Origin of the sequence: Bacillus sp. GMa5/1 (assembly GCF_050172015.1) — a bacterium.
In the GTDB taxonomy this organism is placed as follows: Bacteria; Bacillota; Bacilli; order Bacillales; family Bacillaceae_G; genus Bacillus_A; species Bacillus_A cereus.
Genome location: NZ_JBNLYC010000032.1, coordinates 1 through 25,456, shown reverse-complemented (window position 1 = coordinate 25,456; position 25,456 = coordinate 1). Strand labels below are relative to the sequence as shown.

Here is a 25,456-nt window from a genome sequence, read left to right as displayed (position 1 = left end):
AATTGTATATGTACAGAATTGGCACGTCAATTGCATAAAAGAAAGTGAGAGGCTAGGAAAGGAGGAGTATATTATGAGGCACTGCGACGTTTTAATTATAGGTGGTGGAATAATAGGGTGTTCTATCGCTTATTACACTTCAAAATACGGAAGAGACGTAACAATCATTGAAAAAGGGGAATTTGTCAGCGGGACGTCTTCACGGTGTGATGGGAATATTTTGGCCATTGATAAAGACCCGGGATTTGATAGTCAAATGTCTTTAGTAAGTCAAAAATTAGTAACTGATTTAAGTGAAGAATTAGAGCATTCATTTGAATATAGAGCACCAGGAAGTATTCTCGTATGTGAGTCAGACGAAGAGATGGAAGCTGCGCAGCAATGGGTAAATCGACAAAAAGAAGCTGGATTACCGTTTCGAATGCTTGATAGGCAAGATATAAGAGAAGAGTCGCCTTTTTTTGCTGATGATTTATTAGGCGGTTTAGAATGTGCGACGGATTCAACTGTGAATCCATATCTCCTTGCTTTCTCGCTTCTGTCAGAGGCACAAAAGTTTGGCGCAAAAGCCTTTAAGCAGACGGAAGTAAAGGGTATGGAAATAGAGACGGATGGTTCATTTGTTGTAGAAACTACGAATGGAACTTTTACAGCACAACAAGTTGTAAATGCAGCCGGTGTGTGGGCTCCTAAGATTGGTCAGATGTTAAATATAAATATACCAATTGAACCGAGAAAAGGGCATATTATTGTAGCTTCAAGGCAACAACACGTAGGATGCCGTAAAGTAATGGAATTCGGTTATTTAATTTCTAAATTTGGCGGAAAACGAAAAGTGGATGCTTTAACTGAAAAATACGGGGTTGCGCTCGTATTTGAGCCTACTGAAAGTCAAAATTTCTTAATTGGTAGTAGTCGTGAATTTGTAGGATTTCATACGAGGATAAATAATGAAGTCATTAAATGTATCGCAAATAGAGCAATTCGCTTTTATCCGAAAATGGCAGATATGATGGTAATTCGTTCTTACGCTGGTTTACGTCCGTGGACAGAAGATCATTTACCGATTATTTCACGAGTGGAACATATTCCGAATTATTTCATTGCCGCTGGACATGAAGGTGATGGGATTAGTCTTGCAGCAGTTACTGGAAAAGTAATTGAAGAGTTATTAAATGAAAAAGAGACAATTATTCCTATTGAACCACTTCGTTTGAGTCGTTTTACAGAAAGGGTGTTAAACGGATGAGGTCACAAAGAGTCTTTACGACGATTGATACACACACAGGTGGGAATCCAACGAGGACATTAATTAGTGGACTTCCAAAGTTGATTGGAGAGACGATGGCAGAGAAGATGTTACATATGAAAAAGGAGTATGATTGGATTCGAAAATTGTTAATGAATGAACCGCGTGGTCATGATGTAATGTCAGGAGCATTATTAACAGACCCATGTCATCCTGAGGCTGATATAGGTGTTATATACATAGAGACAGGTGGATATTTACCGATGTGTGGTCACGATACAATCGGTGTATGTACAGCGTTAGTTGAATCAGGTTTAATTCCGGTAGTTGAACCGATTACTTCTTTAAAACTAGATACACCGGCTGGCTTAGTTGAAGTAGATATTGCTGTTCAAGATGGAAAAGCAAAAGAAGTATCTTTCTGTAACATACCAGCTTTTTTATTGAAAAATATTACTGTACAAGTGAAAGACATTGGGACTATAGAGGCTGATATTGCGTATGGAGGGAATTTTTATGCCATTATTGATGCGAAATCAGTAGATCTAGAATTAGTACCAGAAAATGCATCTACAATCATCGATAAGGCGATTCATATAAGAAACACAATTAATGAGAAGTTTGAAATCACTCATCCAGAGTATTCGTTTATAAGAGGATTAACACATGTTGAATTTTATACAGATCCTACTCATGAATGTGCGCATGTGAAAAATACAGTTGTTGTACCACCAGGCGGAATAGATCGATCTCCATGCGGTACAGGAACATCTGCGAAGCTAGCTGTATTATACGCTCAGAAAGAAATCGAAATTGGTGAAGAGTTCATTCATGAGAGTATCGTTGGTTCTTTATTTAAAGGATATGTCATGAATACGACACATGTTGAAAATATTGAAGCTGTCATAACGAAAATTACGGGATCAGCTTGGCTTATGGGTATGCATAGATTTTTTTACAATGAAATGGATCCACTTAAAGAAGGATTTTTGCTAATTCCGCCGATGGAACATGAAACGGAGGATATAAAATGAACATTCAAAAAATGTATACAGCAGTAGACGTACATGTAAATGGCGAGGCATTTCGTGTAATGAAAGACGTACCATGCAAATACTACTACAGTTTGGAGCAATTAAATGAACAATTTTCAGGTGAATTAGCAGAAGAGATGAAGCTTTTATTAAATGAACCACGTGGTTTTATCGGTTTGAATGGGTGTATTGTCGTTCCATCTATCCATAATGAAGTGGATGCAGCTGTATTATTTTTTAATCATGAAGGTTCGATTCCGCTTCATTATGGAGGCATTGTTGCAGTAATAACGATGTTACTCGAAAGTGGTTATTTAAAAAAGAGAGAGTCCAATCAATATAAAATTGAAACGTTATCTGGAATATTTTTAGTTCATGCGTATGTAGAGAATGATGAAGTTATATCGGTTTCGTTTGAAAGCAAACTATGCTATATGATTGAGGAAAATTTACAGGTTGGTAATGTAAGTTATTCTCTCATACAAGCAGATAAAGTATATGCAGTTGTAGAGAAAGGTGCGTATTCGCCAGAAATTCGCATGGAAAACATTTCTGAATTGAAAAGATGGGGAGAAGCTACACTACAGACTATACAAAAACAGTCGCTAATAAAAAGGCTTATTTTAGTAGATCCTTCGCAAAAAGAAAAGAACCATATAAAGTCGATTACATTTCATGAAGATAACTTTATCGTACGTTCGCCAGGTTTTGTTTCTACTATTGTTTCCTATGTTCATGCGTTATTTAAAAATGATTATATGGCGGATAAACCTTTTAAAAATGAAAGTATATTTAATAGTTTTATAACTGTGGAGAAAGTGAAGAAGGAGGAACTAGGATACATTTTCCGTTTTGAAAGTAGAGGGTTTATTACAGGGATGCAGACATTTCTATTAGACCCTACGGATCCGTTTCCGGCAGGTTTCTTATTAAAATAAAATGTGATAGGGAGAGATAAATATGCAAAAAATTAAAGGGGCATTTCCAGTATTAATAACACCGATGGATGAATTTCAGGAAATTAATTGGGATGGGGTAAAGCAAAATGTAAATTACTTTATCGAACAAAACGTTGCAGGTATCATCATTAATGGAAGTACAGGAGAATTTGTAAGTTTATCAAAAGAAGAACGATTTAAAATGGTAGCAACCGTGTTGAAAGAAATTGATGGCCGTATTCCAGTTATTGTTGGAACTGCAGCAGAGACGACGAAAGAAACAATTGAATATACGAAACATGCAGAAGCGCACGGAGCGGATTGTGTATTAATTATAAACTCTTACTATTGTAAACCGAAGGAAGAGGAGATTTATTTTCATTTTAAAGAAATCTCAAACTCTGTAAATATACCAATTATGTTATACAATAATCCATTTACTTCTGGTGTTGATATGAGTACAGAGCTAATGCTCCGTATTGGAAAAGAGTGTAGAAATGTTACACATATTAAAGAATCTAGCGGAGATATTCGAAAAGCGAGAGATTTAGTAAGACAAAGTGAAGGGGCTTTCCAAGTCTTCTGTGGTTCTGAAGATTTAGTTATGGAATCATATTTAGTTGGTGCCTCGGGATGGGTTTCAGTAGCAGGAAATATTGTTCCCAGTCTCGTTACAAAAATGTATGAGCATTTTCAAAATGGTGAATTAGAAAAGGCGTGGGAAATAAACGATGCTATTTTACCACTTTGCGAGTTTCTTGAAGGATCAGGGAAATATGTTCAAATCGTTAAACGTTCTATGGAATTACATGGGCAAGCGGGAGGACCTTCTCGCTATCCAAGACTAGGGTTAACTGTAGAAGAAGATCAAAAGCTTCAAACGATTTTATCAAATATTGCAGCTCATGCAGCTGTTTAAATAAGGAGGAGAACATAATGTTAAAGACAAATATTGAGCTGAAACCAAAAGTGGAAGCGTTTTTAAATGAAGAAATTAAAATGTTTATTAATGGCGAATTTGTTTCTGCTATTGGCGGAAAGACGTTTGAAACGTACAATCCAGCAACAGAAGAGGTTCTAGCAGTCGTATGTGAAGCGCAAGAAGAGGATATTGATGCTGCAGTAAAAGCGGCAAGATCTGCATTTGAATCTGGCCCGTGGGCAGAAATGACTACTGCTGAAAGAGCGCATCTTATTTATAAATTAGCAGATTTAATTGAAGAACATAGAGAAGAATTAGCGCAACTAGAAGCTTTAGATAATGGAAAGCCATATCAAGTAGCACTTGATGATGATATTTCAGCGACTGTAGAAAATTATCGTTATTACGCAGGATGGGCTACAAAAATTATTGGGCAAACAATCCCGATTTCAAAAGATTACTTGAATTATACGAGACATGAACCTGTTGGTGTTGTAGGACAAATTATTCCGTGGAATTTTCCGCTTGTTATGTCTTCTTGGAAAATGGGAGCTGCACTGGCGACAGGTTGTACGATTGTATTAAAGCCAGCAGAGCAAACGCCTTTATCTTTACTATATACAGCGAAACTCTTTAAAGAGGCTGGATTTCCAAACGGCGTTGTAAACTTTGTATCAGGCTTTGGTCCTGAAGCAGGGGCTGCAATTGTAAATCATCATGACATTGATAAAGTTGCTTTTACAGGATCTACTGTTACAGGAAAGTATATTATGCGTCAATCTGCAGAAATGATTAAGCATGTAACGTTAGAGCTTGGCGGAAAATCACCAAATATCATTTTAGAAGATGCGGACTTGGAAGAAGCGATAAATGGTGCATTCCAAGGTATTATGTATAATCACGGTCAAAATTGTAGCGCAGGATCACGTGTATTTGTTCATCGTAAACATTATGAAACTGTAGTAGATGCACTTGTGAAAATGGCGAACAACGTAAAACTTGGAGCAGGTATGGAGAAAGGAACGGAAATGGGTCCACTCGTATCTAAGAAACAACAAGAGCGTGTGTTAAATTATATTGAGCAAGGGAAGAAAGAAGGTGCTACAGTTGCGGCTGGTGGCGAACGTGCGCTTGAAAAAGGTTATTTCGTTAAGCCAACTATATTTACAGATGTTACAGACAATATGACAATCGTTAAGGAAGAAATATTTGGACCAGTTGTTGTCGTACTTCCATTTGATTCGACAGAAGAAGTAATTGAACGAGCGAACAACTCATCCTATGGCCTTGCTGCGGGTGTATGGACGCAAAATATCAAAACGGGTCATCAAGTAGCAAATAAATTAAAAGCAGGAACAGTGTGGATTAATGATTATAACTTAGAAAATGCAGCTACACCATTTGGTGGATATAAACAATCTGGTATTGGCCGCGAATTAGGTTCATATGCGCTTGATAATTATACAGAAGTGAAAAGTGTTTGGGTAAATATAAAGTAATAGGGCGTTTTACTGATAAAAATTGAGGGATGAAATAATGAAAGATGCGGACAACTAGAAAGTTTGATAATAGTTGTCCGTTTTTTTATATACAAAATTGCTTTTCCAAAGAATGATAAGGGGGATTTGGATGGAGAATTTAGTAGAATGGTTAGTAGGGCAAGTGTGGAGTATCGGTTTAGTTGTTTTTGCATTAGGGGCAGGCGTATATTTCACGATTGCAACACGCTTTTTGCAAATCCGTTATTTTAAAGAGATGATTAAACTATTATTTGAAGGAAAGAGTTCAGAGACGGGAATATCATCTTTTCAGGCATTTTGTTTAGCCTTATCAGGAAGAGTTGGAATTGGTAATATTGCAGGGGTAGCGACAGCAATTGCTTTCGGCGGTCCTGGAGCTGTATTTTGGATGTGGGTAATGGCTTTGTTAGGGGCAGCGAGCGCGTTTGTAGAATCAACATTATCTCAAGTATACAAAAGTAAAGTAGGGAATGAATATCGCGGCGGTACTCCATATTTCATTGAGAAAGGTTTGAAAATGAAATGGTTTGCAGTCATTGTAGCAGTAGTTGTAACACTTTCATATGGCGTGTTATTACCAGGTATTCAATCTAGTAGTATCGCAGTTGGATTTGAAAACTCTAATGGTATTAGCAAATATATAACTGGTATATTTTTAGTCATGTTACTAGCAGCAATTATTTTTGGTGGTGTAAAGAGAATTGCTGGCGTTTCTCAAATGCTTGTTCCATTTATGGCAATTGGTTATGTAATTGTTACATGTATCATATTAATTGCGAATGTAACGGAGATTCCAAGGATGTTTGCTTTAATTTTCTCTAGCGCATTTGGTGTAAATGAAATGTTTGGTGGAATTGTTGGTGCAGCTATTGCATGGGGCGTAAAACGCGCTGTATTTTCAAACGTTGCTGGTGTCGGAGAAGCGACGTATAGTTCGGCGGCTGCTGAAGTATCGCATCCCGCAAAACAAGGATTAGTTCAAGCGTTTTCCGTATATATCGATACAATTGTCGTATGTACAGCGACAGCTCTTATGATTTTAATAACAGGTATGTATAATGTTATACCTGAAGGGAAAACCGCCATTGTACAAAACATAGGAAATGTGGAAGCTGGTCCAATTTATACACAACAAGCAGTTGAAACTGTGATAACAGGGTTTGGTCCAATATTTATTTCAATTGCGATTTTCTTTTTTGCATTTACAACGTTACTCGCTTATTACTATATCGCTGAAACGACACTTACTTATTTAGATCGTCAACTGAAGTATGGCTGGTTAAAACCAGTTTTAAAATTTGGATTTTTAATTATGGTTTACATCGGTAGCGTTGAATCAGCGTCGCTTTTATGGAATCTTGGAGATTTAGGAATCGGTAGTATGGCATGGTTAAACTTAATCGCAATCTTACTTTTAAGTAAAACCGCATTAAAAGTGTTAAAAGATTATGAAACGCAGAAAAAAGAAGGGAAAGATCCAGTATTTAATCCTAAAAATGTGGGGATTGAAGGATTAACATTTTGGGAAGAAAGAAGTAAAGAGGTTGAAAGAAAAAGTTCTAGAGAAAAAGTTATTGTAGATGATAATTTAAAATTATAACTTAAATTAACTAAAAATTCTTAATTTAAAAGAAGGTATATTGCCTCCATTTCATCACATACTACAATAAGTATGGATAATATGACTGGAGGGAATAAGATGGAACATGAGCAACATAGTTCGATAAATGATATTCTACATCATTATAAAGAAGGTATAGGTAGTTTTACAAATCAAATTCCTGAAATCGCTGAGACATATAATGCGTTCACGCAAGCTTGTTTTCAAGAGGGTTCTTTAACAAAAAGAGAAAAACAACTTATTGCATTAGGAATTAGTTTAGCAACGCAAGATGAGTATTGTACAATTTATCATACAAAAGGTTGTCTTGATCAAGGATGTTCGGATAAAGAGATTCTAGAAGCATGTGGTGTTTCAGCAGCATTTGCTGGCGGAGCTGCGATGAGTCAAGCGGTAACTTTAGTGCAAGAGTGTTTAACAGAATTGAAAAATCAAAAGCATTGAATAAAAAAACGTTTTAAACTTTATGTTTAAAACGTTTTTTATGTGAAATTAAATTTGAGTATAAAAATTATCTAGGATGGGTTCAATTTATGGTTATACAATAATGGGAGAATTTTAAATTTAGTAGGAATGAGAAATAACAACTATTTATTTAATTTTAAGGTTTTGTAAAAAGCTTCAATTGCTTCATATAATCAATGGCTTTTGTTTTATTTTTCTGTTTAGAAACATAATGTGCCTCATTAAAATCTCTATAGTAACTGTTAACTACTTCTTCAGAAAGAGCACCGTCAGAGATAGCTCTTTTAACCGCGCAGTTTGGTTCGTTTGTATGTGAACAGTTAGAAAATTTACATCTCATAGAAATCTTTTTTATATCTTCATATCCAAATTCAAAATTCCCCTCAAGGTTTATCAAGTCAAATCCTATTTTACTAATAAGAAATCCCTCCATTTTTGAAAGAGTCTTTTAGAAACATAAATACAAATTTTATCGTTTTCAATTTGTATTTACTTTAATATTCTATATCTTCATAAATAGATTTTTCTACATCAGGAAGAACTGTGTATATACTCTTACCGATTAAAGCTTCTAATTCTTTCTTAATCGCATAAAACCCTTTCCAATGTAAAGATGTATGAGATGTTGTACCATGACGCAAACCAACAGAAATTAATCTTCTTTCCAGCGTAGTAAAGCCATCCGCATCAGCAAGAGCGTCACAAAGAGTAATTACTTTATTGTATAAGTCGTAGTTACAATGTTCATTTAATATTTCAACTAATCGGCTTCTCATATGGTCAGGAACGAGACTCCATTCTGCTGCGATATCTATATGTTCATTTTTGCATGGGAATGAGTGTGTCACACAAATAACAGCGTTTCCTGTATACCCTAAATCATTCATATACATATAACCATCATAGGAATGAATGACCGATTTGGTAAAACCTTTGTATCTTCCGATATCATGCAAAAGGGCAGCGTTATATGCTATGTCAGCATCTAGCTTGTACCCTTTTTTTATAAGTTCTATAATTATGTTTTCAGTTGCATGAGCAACATGTAGTGAATGTTCAAACCAAGGGCCCGGGTTTTGTTCATATGCCCATTCGAGTAATTCTTTTGCGTACATTCTATCTAATATATATTTCATATCGTTATCCTTTCACAAAAAATCATATCTTAACTATAAATTCCTCTTATTATTTCATTATTCCTTCTTTAAAAATTGTTACAATGAAACAAAAGGGGGATAAGTAATGCGAAATTTAGTAATTGAAGAAATTAAGAAACTAGAAAATGATATAGAAGAACTTTCGAAACTTTTGAAAATGGTTGTAAATGATGGGGCATCAATTGGTTTTTTGCCTCCACTGGAACAAAAAGATGCAACAAAGTATTGGCAAACAGTATTAGCGCCAGAAGTGATATTGTATGTGGCTAAAATAAACAACGAAGTAGCAGGGAGTATTCAATTACAATTAGTTACTAAGCCTAACGGAATTCATAGAGCTGAGATTTGCAAATTAATGACTCATCCAAACTTTAGACGAAACGGTATTGGACGATCGCTTATGCAAAAAGCAGAGGAACGAGCAAAGCAAGAAAACAGGTCTCTTTTAGTATTAGATACTAGAGAAGGAGATCCTTCCAATAAATTGTACAAATCACTAGACTACCAAGAAGTTGGAACAATACCAGGGTATGCAATTTCTCCGAATGGAAAGTTAGATGCTACGGTTCTTTATTATAAAAACATTTAAGTTATAATCAAACGGGGAGAGTGCTTAATTATTAGTAAGTGAATAATAAACGACTATTTTTAACACCGTCTATATTTTTCTGGCGGTGTTAAAATAGTTAATTATAATCTAATTAACGCACTAAATGAATTTGAGAAAGTTTTTAGAGGGTTCTTTTAGTAATGATTCTCGTCTTATAATAAATGTAGAGAAGATGACTAGCCGACTATAGTTATTTTCGCTTTATTATGGGAAGGGGATGAAAGAATGAAAAAGAATAGTTTACAAAAGATGAAGAAAGTTATTTTAAGTGGTGGCGTATTACTTACGGGATTATTAACATTTGGGTTTTCAGAAAAGGCTTCAGCTCATGGATATGTAGAATCACCAGCGAGCCGATCTTATTTATGTAAGCAAGGTGTAAATGTAAATTGTGGACCAATTCAATATGAACCACAAAGTGTAGAAGGGATAGGTGGATTTCCACAACTAGGACCTTCTGATGGACAAATTGCAGGGGCTGGTCATTTTCCCGCTTTAGATGTTCAAACTGTAGATAGGTGGAAGAAAGTTACGTTAAATGGCGGGACGAATACATTCAAGTGGAAACTAACGGCTCCTCATAGTACGAAAGAGTGGAAATATTATATTACGAAAAAAGGTTGGAATCCAAATAAACCTTTGACGCGATCAGATTTAGATTTAGTGCCATTCTATGTAAAAAATGACGGTGGAGCTAGACCAGGGACAACAGTAACGCACGAAGCAAATGTACCAACTGACCGTAGTGGATACCATCTTATTTTAGCTGTTTGGGAAATTGCAGACACTGGAAATGCGTTTTATCAAGTTATAGATGTAAACCTTTTGAATAATGGCTTATCCTCAAATTTTACTTTTAACAATGTAGTGCAAGCTCCTACACTATTTTAATTGAAACATACATTTCGATCATCTAATTCATTTTAGATGATTTTTTTTATGAAAATGATGAAAAATATAGAAGAAAGTGCAATTATTTATAAAAAAATATGCTTTAAATATTGTCATATTTGCTTCTTTAAGATATCCTTTTCATGAAGAGGTGGAAAACATGGAAAAAGTACTAGTTTTCGGGCATAAAAACCCAGATACAGATGCAATTTGTTCTGCAATTGCTTATGCAGAATTGAAAAAAGAATTAGGAATGAATGCTGAGCCTGTACGTTTAGGTGAAATCAGCGGTGAAACTCAATTTGCGTTAGACTATTTTAAAGTAGAAGGACCGCGTTTTGTTGAGACAGTAGCAAGCGAAGTGGACAACGTTATTTTAGTTGACCATAACGAGCGTCAACAAAGTGCTAACGATATCGAATCAGTTCGTGTGTTAGAAGTTATTGACCATCACCGTATTGCTAACTTTGAAACAAGCGATCCTATATACTATCGTTGTGAGCCAGTTGGCTGTACAGCTACAATCTTAAACAAAATGTACAAAGAAAATGGCGTAACAATTCGTAAAGAAGTTGCAGGTTTAATGTTATCTGCAATCATTTCAGATTCTTTACTATTCAAATCTCCAACTTGCACAGAACAAGATGTAGCAGCTGCTCGTGAATTAGCGGAAATCGCTGGTGTAGATGCAGATAACTACGGCTTAGAAATGTTAAAAGCTGGTGCTGACTTAAGCGGAAAAACAATGGAGCAATTAATCTCTCTTGATGCTAAAGAATTCCAAATGGGTAATGCGAAAGTTGAAATCGCACAAGTAAACGCTGTTGATACAAACGACGTTCTTGTACACCAAGCGGAACTTGAAAAAGTAATTTCTGCAGTAGTAGAAGAAAAAGGTTTAGACCTATTCTTATTCGTTGTAACTGATATCTTAACTAACGATTCTGTCGGTCTTGCGATCGGTAAAGCAGCAAACGTTGTTGAGAAAGCATACAACGTATCACTAGAAAACAATACAGCTACTTTAAAAGGTGTTGTATCTCGTAAAAAACAAATCGTACCAGTATTAACAGAAGCATTCCAAGCTTAATCGTATTGCGTACAGATGAACAGTAAGGACAAGTAGTCAGATTGGCTATTTGTCCTTTTTTATTTATAATAAGCAGAAATTTTTAACTTTTAAACAGTCGCATTGTGTATGCTTAATGGTATGGAAGTATTGAAAAGTAAATTACAGGGGCTTTTTGAAAAAATATTGCATCTGTTTCAAAATTAGAGAGCTGGATTTCGGAGGAACTGCGTTTAAACGCTGAAATACAGATGTTGCGTTTAACTTTTTAGAAGAAAGGATATAAAGTTTTGATTAACGAATTAAAATAAGGATAGCGTTAGCTATCCTTATAATCGTTTATTCGTAAGATTTTTTCTTGTTTATATAAAATGTGATTATCGTAGTAATGAAGAAAATAGGTATCGCATACACTTGCCCAACAAATAACTTCCAGCCGACATAATTATAGCCTTCAGATGCTGGGATGATAACGGAAATAACGCAAACGATAAAATAGACTAATAGTGCAGGAATAATATTTTTCATTTTTATGAACCTCCTTTATTGTTTTATTAATACATACTTGCATTATAATTTAGTTTCATTATTTTGAAGAAAAAATGAAAAATTTTTTATGGTATTATAATATTTGCAATGAGAGTAATCTATAGTACGCATATGGTAAAATGTGTAATTTTAACTTTCAGAATTATTATATAGTATCTCGAGAAAAAAATGTACAAAATAACGAATTTTATTTACCAAAGTAAAGGGAGTAGAAATATATATGAAAAGGCTATGTATAATTCCATGCGGAAAAAAGAAAATTTGGGATAAACATTCAGACTACGGACCGATGGAAGCAAAAGATGTATATATTAGTCCGTTCGGAAAAGCATGTCAGGCGTACGCAACTATGTTTTTCGAAAACTGGGTTATATTATCAGCGAAACATGGATTTTTAAGACCAAGTGATATTGTATTAGAAAACTATGATCTTGCATTTGATTCAAAAAGCGATGAGGTAATAAGTATAGAGCAATTACAAAAACAGATGGTAGATAAAAGTTTACTACAGTTTGACGAAATCGTCTTACTAGCAGGGAAGAAGCATAAAAAAGTAGTGACAAAGTTATATCCAGAAGAAATGATTACATATCCGCTAGAGGGGTGTAAGGGAATTGGGTATATGTTGCAGAGGTTGAAAGAAGCTGTGAAGGAAAGGGAGGAAATATAGGTGTAGTTTCAGTGATTTTAAACTCTATTTATTTAGGGAGCTGAAAAGTAAAATAGAGTTTTTAGGCATTGCCGAAAGGGTGATGCTTTTTTGTTCGTGTCGTCATTCATGTAAAAGTAATTTAGAGAATAAATCATTCGATTTATGAAGCGATAGCTTTTTTATATCGAAAACAAATTGCATCACTTTTAGAAAATATAGGACGTATGGGCACAGTTAAGATTGTAAGTGGGAATAGCAATAAGACAAGTTTTGAATAAGATATTAAGAAAGGAGATGTTGATGAATAATGGCTAGATATAGTTTGCACGGAGGACACAATAGTATTGTTCAAGGTGCTAATTTCGGGAATCGGAAAGAACACGTTCTAGATAGGCAAGTTAAAGATGCCGTGGCGGCTAAGTTAAGAGCCCTAGGACACACGGTTTATGACGATACGGACGAGGTAGGGGCAACTCAATCACAAAATTTAAATAATATCATTCGGAATAGCAATTCCCATGCTGTGGATTTAGTTATTTCTTTTCATCTTAATGCAAGTGATGGAAATGGACAGGGTGTTGAGGTTTTATATTATGATCAGAAAGATTTGGCGGCTAAAATCTCAGCTCAACTAGCAAAAGATATTGGATGGCGTGATCGAGGTGCGAAACAACGTACAGATTTAGCGGTATTAAATGGAACGAAGGCACCGGCTATTCTTATTGAATTAGGGTTTATTGATAATGAATCCGACATGGCAAAATGGAATGTTGATAAAATCGCTAATTCTATTGTATTTGCTCTTACAGGACAAACTGGAGGAGGTGCAGCGGATTTGCTCAAAGTAAAAACTGGTGGTGTAGCATTTAGTAATTTACAAGATTTGGCTCAAGCTATGGTTGATGCGGGTATTGATGGACAAATTGTCGTTCAAAAAGATGGCATTGGTTATGCTATAACGAATGGCTATCCGTCCGGGAATATCGATAAATTTACAGCTTGGTTAGATGCACGTAAATGGTACTATGAGTACGTCAGATAAAACGAAAATTGGTTTGATTAAAAACTAAAAATTGTCTTATTTTTAGTTAACAAGTATATTAAGTAACTATAAAAATATGGACAATTTATATGTAAATTAGTACACAAAACCACCTGTCAGAAAGGTGGTTTTATTTATCAAGCTATTTGCGGGAAGTAAAATTCTTACCTCAAAATTCGGATGAAGCTAAGAAATTAGGTGGGAATTACACTGCTCGTAGCCTCCTACTAATTATCGTTTCACTTTATATAGTTTAGAGTTTTGTAAATCTTTACTTATTAAACCCGTAATAATATTTTGTTTTCTCAATACATAAGCCGAATTTTAAATTATTACCCAATAATATAATACCTCTCATACTATTTATTAGTTGATAATAACAAAAAAACAAGCTTTGAATATAATAATGAAAAAGGAGATGTTAAATAATGGGTTATATTGTAGATATTTCGAAATGGAATGGCGACATTAACTGGGATATCGCAGCACCACAATTAGATTTCGTAATTGCACGTGTGCAAGATGGTTCAAACTATGTAGATCCTTTATATAAAAATTATGTACAAGCAATGAAAGCAAGGCATATTCCGTTTGGTAATTATGCGTTCTGTCGTTTCGTTTCAGTAGAGGATGCACGGATAGAAGCAAGAGACTTTTGGAACCGTGGTGATAAAAATGCAACAGTTTGGGTAGCTGACGTAGAAGTAAGAACAATGAACGATATGAGAGCGGGTGCACAAGCTTTTATTGATGAATTACGCAGATTAGGAGCTAAGAAAGTCGGTTTATATATTGCTCATCATATGTATGCTCCATTTGGAATGGAAAATGTCAATTGTGATTTTGTATGGATTCCTCGTTATGGTGGTAACAAACCGGCGTATCCATGTGATATTTGGCAATACACAGAGACAGGCAATGTGGCTGGTATCGGCAAGTGTGATTTAAATAAGCTGATTGGAAATAAGCCGTTAGCTTGGTTTACAAATCAAATTGTTGAGCCGATAAAAAAACAAGAAGGGGTTGGAATTATAGTGAATAAATATAGCAAAGTAGTTACTTATGAATTTGGTGTAAATTTAATTTCTGACATGATTCAAATGATGGATAAGCTTGGATATACTTCTAAAATAATATCTCGTGGAGATAACCAAGGGCTTGTGTATTTCGAAACAGATTATCGTCAAGGGAACGAACTGGACAAAGCAACTGCTTGGTTAGATATGAAAGGAATTAAATATTTTTATACAAAAGAGTAGTTTGCAAAAATAAGAGCCGTCATGTGACGGTTTTTATTTTTATTTAATCTTTTAACTCTACTTATAATATGGAGAAAATAGACTAATAAACAAGCCTTTGTATACTTTCAAACATAGAATATGATGAATTCTATCAAGGAGGAAGCATATTTATGAGAAATACTTGTCATTGTGGACATTTTCAAGATTGTAATAAATTTTGGGATGATTTAATGTTTGGGAGATGTAGATGTAAGCGCAATGATTTTCACGAGTGTTGTTGCAAAGAGAAACCGAAGTGTGAGTGTGAAAAATGTCATTGTAAAACAAAAGCGAAATGCCATTGTAGGCATGAAGAGGAAGGGTATTAATAATAAAAAAGAGTACGATGTGTACTCTTTTTTTGGGTGATTATATTCCATCTTGAACAGATTTCTTTACAATTACCCATTTGTCTTTCTTTTTAACCGTTATAGCTACATTAGTTCCATTAGATTCCTTATAAAAGATATATCCATTGTTTGAGTTTACATATGTAACTGGTTCACCTATGCAATCTCGCGAGCAGGATTTGTTGACTAGTTCAATTAAGGATAGTTCACTTGGATCGGTTTTACTGGCTTCTATAACAGCATCAAGGCTTGTTTTTCGATAACCTTGCAAGTTTATATGAAAAAGCTGCTCTATTTCTCCTGTAATGCTAGTGTTCATTACTTCTACTGAATTCTTTTTTTCTTGAAGAAAGCCGTTTTCATAAAGTAATTTTGTATAGCCAATCCATGCTATTAACACTAGCATGAAAAACATACCCGTCATTTTAAGTATTCGAAGTCGTTTGCTTATAATTGTTTCTGAGTATTTCATTCACTCTAATCCTCCAATGTTTTTAATTTAAAATATGCTTGGATACATACTTTTAGAAGAGGATGAAAGTTAATGAGTTTTTAATAAAAAAGAAAACATCCAGGGTTAGATGCTTTCTTTTTTTGGTATTTTTGGCTATCTGTTAGTTACTTGTTTCATAAGTGGTCTTATTTCTTTAACTGGTGGTTTCTTATCATAGGCATCAACGTAAGAAAAGTAATAGTTTAAGTTTCTTAGAAGACCTTTTCCTATTTTTGCACTTAAGAAAGGAAAGACTTGTCCGGTATAATCATCGAGAGATTTACAGTAATATTTTTCATCTAAATATATACTGTATTTACATGTTAGTTCTACTAAAGGATTCCCTTCATCATCAAATACTTCTTTAGAATCAATAATATCTATTAGTGCAAATTTTTCATTTAAGTAAACTTTCTTTTTTTTCTCGTGTTTATTTGTAAGTATAAAAACGAGACCAATCGCGTTAATCAAACTATTTCCTCCTATAAAAAACGGATATTAATAAAATATATCGATATAAGCTAAATGTAAAGAGGAGAGGTGAAATATCATGGAGAGAAAACTAAATAAGCCGATTGGTGAGAGCTGATAATCAGTGGGGGATGAACAAACCCCTCACTGATTAAAGTTTCACTTTATTGAAATACTTGCGGGAATTGTTTTACGATTGCGTTTGTTATCATGTCAGCCATTTCTAATGCTTCTTTTTCAATTTTATCGTAAAGTTTTACTCCTGCTTCATAATCTTTATTTAGGAAGGCAAGTGCTTCTGCTTTCGTTAGTGCTAAATGTTCATAAAACATTTTTCTAAATTCTTCTTTATCTATATATGGGTTGATTCTGTTAAGGAATTCAATAATTGCGTCACCATTAGCGTACCATTTTTTCTCTATAGCGGCCGCTGCATTTTGATTACCAGCTTTTGCGGCTTTAACAAGATCCGCTGCAATTACTAAGTGATCTTTAATTAATGCACTATATTTTTTCACTGCATCCTCACCGTAAAATGGTTCAAGTGATAGTCCCATATGTGTTGCGTTTTGTAGAAGTCGTCCAACAGTAACATTAACATCTGGTAAATTAAATACTATACTTATAATAGCCAATCTCGTCCAAGCGACGTGTTGTTCCCATAAAGAACGCATATACCCTTTTAAAAAATTCTCATTTTTACTAATTCGGTAGTTCCGTACGGATAAATCATAGTTTACATAAGGGTTATGGTAGGGGGAGTAATACGATTGCCAATAAGAATACATAAATAGTAACACTCCTTTGAACATGTATAACTCAAAGTATGATGAAGATTTATTTTTAGTTACGTGTCCTAGATTATTTTTAGGGAATTTGAAATGGAGAAATTCAATGAATGGTGTTGTGGTATATATGAATAAATTGAATATAAAGTAAAAGAGGGTCTGTAAGGGAAGTTGCAGACCCTCAAAAGGGTATTGCCGAGATGTCGGACTCGACTACGTAATGTTATCATAAAATTCTTTTGAAAAAACCTGGTAAATGTGTCCAAATGAAATTGGGACCTTCATACAGTCAAAGGGACCTGCTTCCCGCGGCAGGCCCCAATAACTAGATAATGTCGATGAGCAAAAAACTCATCTGGAGTACTTTTATAGTAACAAGTAAAATGTGTTTTGTGTATTGAGAAAGAAGAATTGCATAATTATATGTGAACAATTTAAATCCCAACAATTTATGATTATCATTAATTGTTGGGATCTAAATATGGTTATAAAATGGAGAAAAGACTTGGAAGTGAGATCGAGGTACACAGAAGTATGTAATCATGAAAAAGACCTGCTAATATAAGCAGGTCAACTTAAGGGGTTTATCCAACAGATTATTATATATGGTAACAACTGAATTGTAGTAAGTCTATACATTTAATATTGAGAAAAATTCTGTGAATGATATATTTTTTGCACATATATTAACGTCTAAAAAGTTGAGAAAGAAAATTAAAAAGCTTTTTATAAGAGAATAATGGCTGGTACTTATAGTATGATTCATATTTCCGCGCATCATTATTAGAGAATTGGAGTTTTTGTGTTTTCGTTTTTGCCTTGATGGAACTCATATTACGATGTTTCATATAGTAACCTCCTGAATTTATATGTATACGATTAGTAGTATTCAAGAAAGGGAAATAAAATGAACATTTAAATTGAAACTCTTTCTTCTTGTGTACTGGATTTACGTTATAAATGTTGTAAAACATATAAAATAATGATGCTAATTCATATTAAATAAGTGAAGAAACATAGAATAATGAAAAAACAATAAGCATCTAATCATCCCTTTCAAGTCGCATAAGTGATTGATATAATAGAAGTAGATGAAAGATAAAGAAAAGCGGGTGACTCTTTTTTGTTTACTAAAGCACAAGAACTTTTAGCGTCCTACTTTGGTTATTCTTCGTTTCGAAGAGGACAAGATGAAACAATTAAAAATGTACTAGATGGGAAAGATACGGTTTGTATTATGCCAACGGGTGGCGGTAAGTCGATTTGTTATCAAATTCCGGCATTAGTATTTGAAGGAACGACGTTGGTTATATCGCCTCTAATATCACTTATGAAGGATCAAGTAGATACATTGGTACAGAATGGCATTTCAGCTACATATATTAATAGTTCTATATCTATTGCAGAAGCAAATCAGCGAATTCAATTAGCGAAACAAGGACATTACAAGTTACTTTATGTGGCGCCTGAGCGTCTTGATTCGATGGAGTTTGTTGATCAACTTATTGATATGAAAATCCCTATGATTGCGATTGATGAAGCACACTGTATTTCACAGTGGGGACATGATTTCCGTCCAAGTTATTTACATATACATCGCATATTAGATTATCTTCCAGAAAAGCCGCTCGTATTAGCATTAACAGCAACAGCAACACCGCAAGTACGTGATGATATTTGTAACACACTTGAAATTAATCAAGAAAATACAATTATGACAACGTTTGAGCGTGAGAACTTATCGTTTTCTGTCATTAAAGGGCAAGATCGAAATGCATATTTGGCGGATTATATTCGTCAAAATCAAAAGGAATCCGGGATTATATATGCAGCTACTAGAAAAGTAGTCGATCAGTTATATGAAGATTTGATGAAGGCAGGTGTTTCTGTATCAAAATATCATGCTGGTATGAGTGATAGTGATCGAAATGAGCAACAAGAACTCTTTTTACGAGATGAAGTAAGTGTAATGGTAGCAACATCTGCATTCGGGATGGGTATTGATAAATCGAATATTCGTTACGTAATTCATTATCAGCTTCCAAAAAATATGGAAAGTTACTATCAAGAAGCAGGACGTGCTGGTCGTGACGGATTAGATAGTACATGTATATTGTTATATTCTTCTCAAGATGTACAAGTACAGCGTTTTTTAATTGATCAATCAACTGGAGAATCACGTTTTTCAAATGAACTTGAAAAATTGCAAAATATGACCGATTACTGTCATACAGAACAATGTTTACAATCATTCATTTTGCAATACTTTGGAGAAGAACCGAAAGAAGATTGTGGACGCTGTGGTAATTGTACAGACAATCGCGAGAGCATCGATGTGACAAGAGAATCACAAATGGTTTTATCATGCATGATTAGAACGAACCAACGCTTTGGAAAGCAAATGATAGCGCAAGTATTAACTGGGTCGAAGAATAAGAAAGTTATTGAATTTAATTTTCATACTTTACCAACGTATGGGCTTTTATCGAACCGTAGTGTAAAAGAGGTCAGTGAGTTTATTGAGTTTTTAATTTCAGACGAGTTAATTGCAGTTGAACATGGCACTTATCCGACGTTAAAAGTAACTGAAAAAGGGAAAGAAGTATTACTTGGTAAAGAGAATGTTTTACGAAAAGAACGAGTAGAGACAAGACAAATTGTTCAAGACCATCCTTTATTTGAAGTGCTTCGTGAAGTACGTAAAGAAATTGCACAAGGAGAAGGTGTACCTCCGTTCGTTATTTTCTCTGACCAAACATTAAAAGATATGTGTGTGAAAATGCCGCAAAATGATTCTGAATTGTTGACGGTAAAAGGTATCGGAGAACACAAACTTGTGAAATATGGCTCGCACTTCTTACAAGCAGTTCAGCATTTTATTGAGGAAAATCCAAATTATGCTGAAACGATTAAGACAGAAGTAGTTTCAGAGCGTAAAAAGTCAGGAAAAGCATCCGCAAATTCTCATTTAGAAACATATGAAATGTATAAACAAGGTATTGATTTGAATGAGATTGCAAAAGAACGTAACTTATCAAGACAAACAATTGAAAACCATTTAATTCGCTGCTATGAGGATGGAATGGAAGTAGATTGGCAAAGCTTTGTTCCAGCAGAGTATGAATCTCTTATTGAAACTGCCGTTCAAAATGCAGAGGGTGGGCTGAAATCTATTAAAGAACAGCTTCCGAATGAAGTGAGTTACTTTATGATTCGTGCTTATTTACAAATAAGAAAGTAGAGACATATAAAGGGGATAAGAATTTATGTATCATGTGTTCGTTTATGGCACATTAAGAAGAGGACAAACGAATGCTCATTATATGCAAGGTGCAACATGCATCGCAGACAGAGCTTGGACATATGGAAAATTATTTGATACGAATGAAGGATATCCGGCCATGACTTATTCGATTGAAGAACAGGTGTATGGAGAAGTTTATGTAGTAAATGATGAGATATTGTGTAAGTTAGATGAACTAGAAGAATATACAGGTAATGCGGAGACTGATTTATATGATCGAATCACGCAAACAGTATATGTTGCTGATAGGGAAATTGAGGCATATGTGTATATCGCTCAGAATAAAAAGATGTTAAAGAAAGTGATAGACTCTGGTGACTGGCTTATGTATCAAAAAATATAATAAGGTAGTTTTAAAAATTGGAAAGCAGATAATGACGAATTCATTATCTGCTTTTTATTGTGTGAATAATTGTCGTTCTCTTTCTATTCTTATAGTTCTTAGTACGATTCCAATTCCGAGAAATAAAACAGTAGCAGCGACCCCGCTAGTAGGATTTAACCAAAAATCACTACTGTTTGTAAGAGTAATAATCCCTGTTATTGTAACTAAAACAGTAGAAACAGCATCCTCGATCGCATGCATGATAACACATGGCCAGACGGATTTTGTAAGTCTATATATTTCAACATACATAATTGACCAACAAACCATAAGGATACAGCCAGATAAAAGCATATTTAATCTTGAGATGGATTCAAAATATTAAAAATATTCATTCGAAGAGCCTCCTTTACTTTTATTTATCCTACTATTTGTGGGCAGTAAAACGCCCATTGATTAAAGTCTTTAATTTTTACAATATTTGTTAATAGATAAATTAAATAGGAGACAAATAGAAAGTAGTATCTTTTGTATGCATCACTATACTATATGTGTATTTGTGTGATTTAGATGTTGCATATTCTTTTTAAATTAGAAAGATGAAAAGTAAGTTTTTTCGGAAAATTTAAACGGAAACTATTGACTTTATGATTGGGTTTTTAATACAATGATACTTCGACTGAAAAATTAGAACGGACAGGAGGGAATCGTCGAAATGAGCAACATATTTGAAGATGAGTTACAAAAAATGAAGGATACTTTACATACGATGGATGAGCAATTGGATAAGCTTGAAAAAACCCCGGTTTATTATGGAGAAGATTTTAAAGAGCAAATTCTTGAAAGTATGAGGGAGTCTAATAGACAAAACTTACGTATTGGTGTGCAAGAGCCGTACTTTGGAAGGTTAGATTTTCAGGAAGATGGAAAAGAAGAAGTTATGCCGATTTATATCGGAAAAGTAGGGGTTTCGGATGTGGACACGATGAAGCCAATCATTATTGATTGGCGGGCGCCTGTCGCAAGTATGTTTTATTCATTTACCGGTGGAGAAGAATTAGCATTTTATCAATCACCAGATGGGTTAGTAGAAGGTGATGTGTATTTAAAACGAAACATTTCCATTCGAAAAAGAGAACTTGAACGTGTTGTTGATACATATGTAAAAGGAAATGAAGATGTATCGCATGCCGATGATTTTCTTCTATATCGATTAGGTGAGAATAAAGATAATAAGCTAAAGGATATTGTTTCAACGATTCAATCGGAACAAAATGATATTATTCGAGCGGAAAGAAATTTACCATTACTTATTCAAGGGGTTGCAGGGAGCGGAAAGACAACAATTGCTTTACATCGCCTTGCTTTTTTAATTTATGAATATCGTGAACAACTAGAAGCAGAAAGAATGATCGTATTTGCGCCGAATAGTCTGTTTTTAGACTACATTTCGAGTGTACTTCCTGAATTAGGTGTAGGGAATATTAGTCAAACAACGTTTCCGGATTGGGCATTACGTACGTTAGATGATTCAGTGAAACTAAAGCAGACAGAAGAAAAATTGAAAGAAGCATTTTCAATTAATCGTGATGAAAAGAAGATAATGCTAGGTAAATTAAAGGGTACGTTGGAATTTAAGACGTTTATTGAAGAGAGAATGATCCAATTTGAAAATGAGTTAGTTCCGACAAAAGATTTTGAGGCGTGGGATAGAGCGATTATTCCAGTAGAAGATATTAAAAAATGGATGCAAGTTGAATATAAACATTATCCTTTACAGAAAAGAAGAGAACGATTAGTAGGACGAATGAAGCGCTGGATTGAAATTGAACTTAAAAAATTCGGGGAAACAAACGAGAAAAAATTACTTAAAAAAGAAGCGACTAAGAGACTGAACGCATATATGAAGTTTTGGCCGAAAATGAGTGCTCTTTCACTGTATAGTTCAATAGTAAAAAGTAAAGAAATACTCGAGGTATTACCTGAAGAACTTGTTAAAGAAACAGAAAAGAGTTGTCGTAAAAAAGAAGTGTATGTAGAAGATTTACCAGCTTTAATATACATACATCATCGTATAACAGGGATTGAAATCGGGCAGAAGTTTCATCACGTTGTTATTGATGAAGCGCAAGATTTTTCGCCTTTCCAAGTTTATGTATTAAAAGAAATTACATTAGGTAATTCTTTCACTATATTAGGTGATTTATCGCAAGCGATTTATGATTACCAAGGAATTGAAGATTGGAATGCTTTTAAGGAAGTATTCCAAGAAACCGGTTATTATGAATTGACAAGAAGTTATCGTTCTACAAAAGAAATTATTGAATTTGCAAATGAAATAATTAAAAATGCAGAAATCCCAGTAGGACTCGCAACACCAGTCTTCCGCAGTGGAGAAGATGTGAAAGTAATTCATGCGGAAAATCAATTTACTGAAATTGTGAAGACGGTAAAACATTTGCAAAATGCAGATGTGAAAACAATTGCGGTAATCGGAAGAATAGAAGATGAATGCCGTGATATATATGTGGAATTAACAAATGCAGGATTAACGGTAAACGTAATTGAAGCAAACCAAAGTAAATATGAAGGTGGTATATCAGTAGTACCTGTCTATTTAGCGAAAGGTTTAGAATTTGATGCGGTGCTTTTAATTGATGTGGATGAAGAACATTACAAAGACACAAAACATGATGCAAAGTTACTATATGTTGGATGTACGAGATCACTTCATGACCTATGGATTTTCCATAGTGGGGAAGCGTCACCTTTAATTAAAGGATTAAAATAAAGTGAAACTATAATCAGTGGGGAGTTTTACTGCAAGCTAATGTGGGATAAATATAAAAAGAGGGTTTCTATTACTGTCTACTTAACAGGGAGATGACTATGAAGACCCTCTTTTTATATTGAAATTAATGTTCAATTTTAAACGAATAAAGCCATTAATATTAAATCTTGATAGCTACCATCCAATTTTACACCCTTTGCTTTTCTACCCTCTTCAAAGAAGCCTAGATTCTTATATAACTGGATTGCACCTAGATTATCTTCCATTACCTCAAGACAAACTTTTTCAATCTTACTGTTATTTTTAGCCCAATTGATTAACGTTTCTAGAAGAGCTCTTCCAATACCATAATTTCGATATTCGGGTAGTATGGTCATCGCAAAAGCCCCTTGATGACTAATTTTTTCTTTGTTTCCGTTCTTAAAATCTATTGCACCGACTAACTTACCATCAACTTCAGCAATAAACTGTACATAATTTGGATTTTCATGATAAGCTTTTAACGTTTTTTGAATAGCATCGATACGCACCTTTTTTACATCCTCAACCGTACTTAGCATGTATGGAGCGTTTATTAAAGCTTTTGAAGCAGAATCTAGTATTCTTTCTGCATCCCGTTCTTTAGCTTCTCTAATTATTATTGTTTTTCCATCCTTAGATTTATAAGTAAAAACATTAGTTGATAAGATACTACACACACCCTTTCGGAATATAATTAGTTGAATTTTTTAACTATCGTGCAATTATTAAGTAAGAAAAAGTCGTATCACCTTTTTCTGCAATCGCTCTACTTCAACTTAATGACGATTATTTCAAATATTTTTAATTTTTACAAGGATTTATTCCGTTATATAGCCCGATTGTTGAATAACATGATTGGCGTTTTTTAAACAACTTTATTATCTCTGTACACGATGAATTAACGACTTGAGCTGTTGTGTAAATAATATACAATGACCTTTTCTAATTCCTTAGTTTGTTCTTTTTCCCGTACACGAACGGCATCTACTGGAATTTGTGTATGTTTTAACCAATCTAGAATAAGGTGTAGTTGTTCTTGTATTTGCCCAATGTTTTGCTCCTTTATGTCCTTATTCTGAATTCTATCAATTAATTGAAGCATATAGGGAAGTTTTTCTATACATTCACTTAAATCTCCGCAATAACCTGAAGGGAATTCATGTGTACCAAATTCTAAAGTATTGATGTAATTAGAAACTAGGTATATCATGGCTTCTTGTTCGGTATCACCACCTAATTCAATCGCTTTTCGAAGGGATTTTTCTAAATCGTCTTCTTTATTGCTAGAGTCCATATAAATTCCTATCCATCTAAAAGGTCTTGAATCAAATGGGTTGTTTTCTGTCCATCTATATAGAATGTCAATTAGAAAACTATTTAGTGAGAAAGTTAAGACCTCATCTTTTTCGTTTAATACATCTAAAATAGTAAACAGCGAAATGGCAAACTCTTCTTGATCTTTTGATTCCCATTTCTTTGCATTTGTAATAAATGTCTCTAAATGTTTAAAAGCTAATTTTCGAAGTCCCGCTTCGCGATGCTGACAGTAACAAATAAAATCATGCCAATGCTCAGTTGTATTCATATGTATAATAATAGTTTGTAATGCAGTGAGAGGTTTATCCATTATAAGTCCCCAATCTATTAAGCACGTGTTGAAAATTTAGTGTTATTATATCATTACATAAATTAAAGTAGGAAGAATTTAAGGTGGATTTTATTGGTCACGGGATCCAATCGATTGGTAATGTAGCGGTTCTAACAGGAGTCATTATTGACTTTGAAGATGAAACGTAAAAAAGTTATTATGTTTATCTGAATATTGAGGGAATACAAGAATTTTATTTATTTAATTTTCAGAAAAGATAGACTAAAACATTAATAAATGGTATAATTTCCTTGTTATTGGAATTA

At 34.2% G+C, this 25,456-nt stretch carries 25 protein-coding genes and 1 pseudogene; 17 read left to right on the top strand and 9 right to left on the bottom strand.

The window, feature by feature from the left end; genetic code table 11:
• Positions 1–73 precede the first annotated feature (73 nt).
• From ACQGSG_RS10620 to ACQGSG_RS10590, 7 genes are all read left to right on the top strand, one after another.
• Entirely contained in the window at positions 74–1,249 is a 1,176-nt protein-coding gene (locus ACQGSG_RS10620; protein WP_325842867.1) for an FAD-dependent oxidoreductase, read from the top strand.
• The gene (locus ACQGSG_RS10615; RefSeq protein ID WP_001257540.1) at positions 1,246–2,283 is read left to right on the top strand and encodes a proline racemase family protein; all 1,038 of its coding nucleotides are present in this window, start codon (positions 1,246–1,248) and stop codon (positions 2,281–2,283) included. Before ACQGSG_RS10620 ends, ACQGSG_RS10615 begins: the two co-directional genes overlap by 4 nt.
• Positions 2,280–3,221 carry a proline racemase family protein gene (locus tag ACQGSG_RS10610; protein WP_070757892.1) on the top strand — a complete coding sequence of 314 codons (942 nt, stop codon included), beginning with the start codon at positions 2,280–2,282 and terminating at the stop codon, positions 3,219–3,221. The genes ACQGSG_RS10615 and ACQGSG_RS10610 overlap by 4 nt, the downstream gene beginning before the upstream one ends.
• Before the next feature lie 22 nt (positions 3,222–3,243).
• Positions 3,244–4,140, top strand: coding sequence for a 4-hydroxy-tetrahydrodipicolinate synthase (gene dapA / locus ACQGSG_RS10605; RefSeq protein WP_426947309.1), 897 nt, complete (start codon positions 3,244–3,246; stop codon positions 4,138–4,140).
• A gap of 17 nt (positions 4,141–4,157) precedes the next feature.
• Positions 4,158–5,642 (top strand): aldehyde dehydrogenase family protein, encoded by a 1,485-nt coding sequence (locus tag ACQGSG_RS10600; protein WP_000920987.1) that lies wholly within the window; start codon positions 4,158–4,160, stop codon positions 5,640–5,642.
• A gap of 130 nt (positions 5,643–5,772) precedes the next feature.
• Positions 5,773–7,263 carry an alanine/glycine:cation symporter family protein gene (locus tag ACQGSG_RS10595; protein ID WP_048567596.1) on the top strand — a complete coding sequence of 497 codons (1,491 nt, stop codon included), beginning with the start codon at positions 5,773–5,775 and terminating at the stop codon, positions 7,261–7,263.
• 72 nt (positions 7,264–7,335) lie between these two features.
• Positions 7,336–7,728, top strand: a complete 393-nt coding sequence (locus ACQGSG_RS10590) for a carboxymuconolactone decarboxylase family protein (RefSeq protein ID WP_002005224.1) — start codon at positions 7,336–7,338, stop codon at positions 7,726–7,728.
• Positions 7,729–7,885: 157 nt separating this feature from the next.
• Here ACQGSG_RS10590 and ACQGSG_RS10585 read toward each other — a convergent pair whose 3' ends face one another.
• Together ACQGSG_RS10585 and ACQGSG_RS10580 are read right to left on the bottom strand one after the other, a co-directional pair.
• Entirely contained in the window at positions 7,886–8,182 is a 297-nt protein-coding gene (locus tag ACQGSG_RS10585; protein WP_000398281.1) for a hypothetical protein, read from the bottom strand.
• Between the two features lie 61 nt (positions 8,183–8,243).
• The gene (locus tag ACQGSG_RS10580) at positions 8,244–8,885 is read right to left on the bottom strand and encodes an HD domain-containing protein (protein WP_000874102.1); all 642 of its coding nucleotides are present in this window, start codon (positions 8,883–8,885) and stop codon (positions 8,244–8,246) included.
• 106 nt (positions 8,886–8,991) lie between these two features.
• Here ACQGSG_RS10580 and ACQGSG_RS10575 point away from each other — a divergent pair, with 106 nt between their 5' ends.
• The 3 genes from ACQGSG_RS10575 (at position 8,992) to ppaC (ending at position 11,497) form a co-directional block, all read left to right on the top strand.
• On the top strand, positions 8,992–9,495 hold the full coding sequence (locus ACQGSG_RS10575; RefSeq protein ID WP_001245250.1) for a GNAT family N-acetyltransferase: 504 nt from the start codon (positions 8,992–8,994) through the stop codon (positions 9,493–9,495).
• A gap of 246 nt (positions 9,496–9,741) precedes the next feature.
• On the top strand, positions 9,742–10,407 hold the full coding sequence (locus ACQGSG_RS10570) for a lytic polysaccharide monooxygenase (RefSeq protein ID WP_000742281.1): 666 nt from the start codon (positions 9,742–9,744) through the stop codon (positions 10,405–10,407).
• 160 nt (positions 10,408–10,567) lie between these two features.
• Positions 10,568–11,497 carry a manganese-dependent inorganic pyrophosphatase gene (gene ppaC / locus ACQGSG_RS10565; RefSeq protein ID WP_000416865.1) on the top strand — a complete coding sequence of 310 codons (930 nt, stop codon included), beginning with the start codon at positions 10,568–10,570 and terminating at the stop codon, positions 11,495–11,497.
• A 318-nt stretch (positions 11,498–11,815) separates the two neighbouring features.
• On the opposite strand, the gene ACQGSG_RS10560 is transcribed toward ppaC, so the two are convergent.
• Positions 11,816–12,004 carry a DUF4017 family protein gene (locus tag ACQGSG_RS10560; RefSeq protein WP_000789486.1) on the bottom strand — a complete coding sequence of 63 codons (189 nt, stop codon included), beginning with the start codon at positions 12,002–12,004 and terminating at the stop codon, positions 11,816–11,818.
• Between the two features lie 241 nt (positions 12,005–12,245).
• On the opposite strand from ACQGSG_RS10560, the gene ACQGSG_RS10555 reads away from it, so the two are divergent.
• The 4 genes from ACQGSG_RS10555 (at position 12,246) to ACQGSG_RS10540 (ending at position 15,368) form a co-directional block, all read left to right on the top strand.
• Positions 12,246–12,695 carry a DUF6884 domain-containing protein gene (locus tag ACQGSG_RS10555; RefSeq protein ID WP_000824873.1) on the top strand — a complete coding sequence of 150 codons (450 nt, stop codon included), beginning with the start codon at positions 12,246–12,248 and terminating at the stop codon, positions 12,693–12,695.
• A gap of 289 nt (positions 12,696–12,984) precedes the next feature.
• Entirely contained in the window at positions 12,985–13,719 is a 735-nt protein-coding gene (locus tag ACQGSG_RS10550; protein ID WP_000135278.1) for an N-acetylmuramoyl-L-alanine amidase, read from the top strand.
• 428 nt (positions 13,720–14,147) lie between these two features.
• Complete coding sequence (locus ACQGSG_RS10545) at positions 14,148–14,978, top strand: GH25 family lysozyme (RefSeq protein WP_061666080.1); 831 nt, start codon at positions 14,148–14,150, stop codon at positions 14,976–14,978.
• 216 nt (positions 14,979–15,194) lie between these two features.
• Positions 15,195–15,368 carry a hypothetical protein gene (locus ACQGSG_RS10540; RefSeq protein ID WP_325842864.1) on the top strand — a complete coding sequence of 58 codons (174 nt, stop codon included), beginning with the start codon at positions 15,195–15,197 and terminating at the stop codon, positions 15,366–15,368.
• Here ACQGSG_RS10540 and ACQGSG_RS10535 read toward each other — a convergent pair whose 3' ends face one another.
• From ACQGSG_RS10535 to ACQGSG_RS10525, 3 genes are all read right to left on the bottom strand, one after another.
• The gene (locus tag ACQGSG_RS10535) at positions 15,369–15,821 is read right to left on the bottom strand and encodes a hypothetical protein (protein ID WP_000877571.1); all 453 of its coding nucleotides are present in this window, start codon (positions 15,819–15,821) and stop codon (positions 15,369–15,371) included.
• Positions 15,822–15,956: 135 nt separating this feature from the next.
• On the bottom strand, positions 15,957–16,313 hold the full coding sequence (locus ACQGSG_RS10530; protein WP_000606231.1) for a hypothetical protein: 357 nt from the start codon (positions 16,311–16,313) through the stop codon (positions 15,957–15,959).
• Positions 16,314–16,477: 164 nt separating this feature from the next.
• On the bottom strand, positions 16,478–17,101 hold the full coding sequence (locus ACQGSG_RS10525) for a hypothetical protein (RefSeq protein ID WP_000287725.1): 624 nt from the start codon (positions 17,099–17,101) through the stop codon (positions 16,478–16,480).
• A 1,123-nt stretch (positions 17,102–18,224) separates the two neighbouring features.
• On the opposite strand from ACQGSG_RS10525, the gene recQ reads away from it, so the two are divergent.
• Together recQ and ACQGSG_RS10515 are read left to right on the top strand one after the other, a co-directional pair.
• On the top strand, positions 18,225–20,342 hold the full coding sequence (gene recQ / locus ACQGSG_RS10520) for a DNA helicase RecQ (RefSeq protein ID WP_000494270.1): 2,118 nt from the start codon (positions 18,225–18,227) through the stop codon (positions 20,340–20,342).
• 25 nt (positions 20,343–20,367) lie between these two features.
• Positions 20,368–20,748 (top strand): gamma-glutamylcyclotransferase family protein, encoded by a 381-nt coding sequence (locus ACQGSG_RS10515; RefSeq protein WP_000274915.1) that lies wholly within the window; start codon positions 20,368–20,370, stop codon positions 20,746–20,748.
• A gap of 54 nt (positions 20,749–20,802) precedes the next feature.
• Here ACQGSG_RS10515 and ACQGSG_RS10510 read toward each other — a convergent pair.
• Positions 20,803–21,111: pseudogene (locus ACQGSG_RS10510) on the bottom strand (CPBP family intramembrane glutamate endopeptidase); the annotation flags it as partial.
• Positions 21,112–21,445: 334 nt separating this feature from the next.
• On the opposite strand from ACQGSG_RS10510, the gene ACQGSG_RS10505 reads away from it, so the two are divergent.
• Positions 21,446–23,521 carry a UvrD-helicase domain-containing protein gene (locus tag ACQGSG_RS10505; RefSeq protein WP_325842863.1) on the top strand — a complete coding sequence of 692 codons (2,076 nt, stop codon included), beginning with the start codon at positions 21,446–21,448 and terminating at the stop codon, positions 23,519–23,521.
• Between the two features lie 137 nt (positions 23,522–23,658).
• Here ACQGSG_RS10505 and ACQGSG_RS10500 read toward each other — a convergent pair whose 3' ends face one another.
• Together ACQGSG_RS10500 and ACQGSG_RS10495 are read right to left on the bottom strand one after the other, a co-directional pair.
• Positions 23,659–24,219, bottom strand: a complete 561-nt coding sequence (locus tag ACQGSG_RS10500; protein ID WP_000337114.1) for a GNAT family N-acetyltransferase — start codon at positions 24,217–24,219, stop codon at positions 23,659–23,661.
• 221 nt (positions 24,220–24,440) lie between these two features.
• Positions 24,441–25,169 carry a hypothetical protein gene (locus ACQGSG_RS10495; protein WP_325842862.1) on the bottom strand — a complete coding sequence of 243 codons (729 nt, stop codon included), beginning with the start codon at positions 25,167–25,169 and terminating at the stop codon, positions 24,441–24,443.
• Positions 25,170–25,456: the final 287 nt, after the last annotated feature.

What these genes read in the sequence shown, in the direction of transcription:
- ACQGSG_RS10620 (WP_325842867.1), top strand. Translation starts at nt 74, where the DNA reads ATGAGGCACTGCGACGTTTTAATTATAGGTGGTGGAATAATAGGGTGT.
- ACQGSG_RS10615 (WP_001257540.1), top strand. Translation starts at nt 1,246, where the DNA reads ATGAGGTCACAAAGAGTCTTTACGACGATTGATACACACACAGGTGGG.
- ACQGSG_RS10610 (WP_070757892.1), top strand. Translation starts at nt 2,280, where the DNA reads ATGAACATTCAAAAAATGTATACAGCAGTAGACGTACATGTAAATGGC.
- dapA (WP_426947309.1), top strand. Translation starts at nt 3,244, where the DNA reads ATGCAAAAAATTAAAGGGGCATTTCCAGTATTAATAACACCGATGGAT.
- ACQGSG_RS10600 (WP_000920987.1), top strand. Translation starts at nt 4,158, where the DNA reads ATGTTAAAGACAAATATTGAGCTGAAACCAAAAGTGGAAGCGTTTTTA.
- ACQGSG_RS10595 (WP_048567596.1), top strand. Translation starts at nt 5,773, where the DNA reads ATGGAGAATTTAGTAGAATGGTTAGTAGGGCAAGTGTGGAGTATCGGT.
- ACQGSG_RS10590 (WP_002005224.1), top strand. Translation starts at nt 7,336, where the DNA reads ATGGATAATATGACTGGAGGGAATAAGATGGAACATGAGCAACATAGT.
- ACQGSG_RS10585 (WP_000398281.1), bottom strand. Translation starts at nt 8,182, where the DNA reads ATGGAGGGATTTCTTATTAGTAAAATAGGATTTGACTTGATAAACCTT.
- ACQGSG_RS10580 (WP_000874102.1), bottom strand. Translation starts at nt 8,885, where the DNA reads ATGAAATATATATTAGATAGAATGTACGCAAAAGAATTACTCGAATGG.
- ACQGSG_RS10575 (WP_001245250.1), top strand. Translation starts at nt 8,992, where the DNA reads ATGCGAAATTTAGTAATTGAAGAAATTAAGAAACTAGAAAATGATATA.
- ACQGSG_RS10570 (WP_000742281.1), top strand. Translation starts at nt 9,742, where the DNA reads ATGAAAAAGAATAGTTTACAAAAGATGAAGAAAGTTATTTTAAGTGGT.
- ppaC (WP_000416865.1), top strand. Translation starts at nt 10,568, where the DNA reads ATGGAAAAAGTACTAGTTTTCGGGCATAAAAACCCAGATACAGATGCA.
- ACQGSG_RS10560 (WP_000789486.1), bottom strand. Translation starts at nt 12,004, where the DNA reads ATGAAAAATATTATTCCTGCACTATTAGTCTATTTTATCGTTTGCGTT.
- ACQGSG_RS10555 (WP_000824873.1), top strand. Translation starts at nt 12,246, where the DNA reads ATGAAAAGGCTATGTATAATTCCATGCGGAAAAAAGAAAATTTGGGAT.
- ACQGSG_RS10550 (WP_000135278.1), top strand. Translation starts at nt 12,985, where the DNA reads ATGGCTAGATATAGTTTGCACGGAGGACACAATAGTATTGTTCAAGGT.
- ACQGSG_RS10545 (WP_061666080.1), top strand. Translation starts at nt 14,148, where the DNA reads ATGGGTTATATTGTAGATATTTCGAAATGGAATGGCGACATTAACTGG.
- ACQGSG_RS10535 (WP_000877571.1), bottom strand. Translation starts at nt 15,821, where the DNA reads ATGAAATACTCAGAAACAATTATAAGCAAACGACTTCGAATACTTAAA.
- ACQGSG_RS10525 (WP_000287725.1), bottom strand. Translation starts at nt 17,101, where the DNA reads ATGTATTCTTATTGGCAATCGTATTACTCCCCCTACCATAACCCTTAT.
- ACQGSG_RS10515 (WP_000274915.1), top strand. Translation starts at nt 20,368, where the DNA reads ATGTATCATGTGTTCGTTTATGGCACATTAAGAAGAGGACAAACGAAT.
- ACQGSG_RS10505 (WP_325842863.1), top strand. Translation starts at nt 21,446, where the DNA reads ATGAGCAACATATTTGAAGATGAGTTACAAAAAATGAAGGATACTTTA.
- ACQGSG_RS10495 (WP_325842862.1), bottom strand. Translation starts at nt 25,169, where the DNA reads ATGGATAAACCTCTCACTGCATTACAAACTATTATTATACATATGAAT.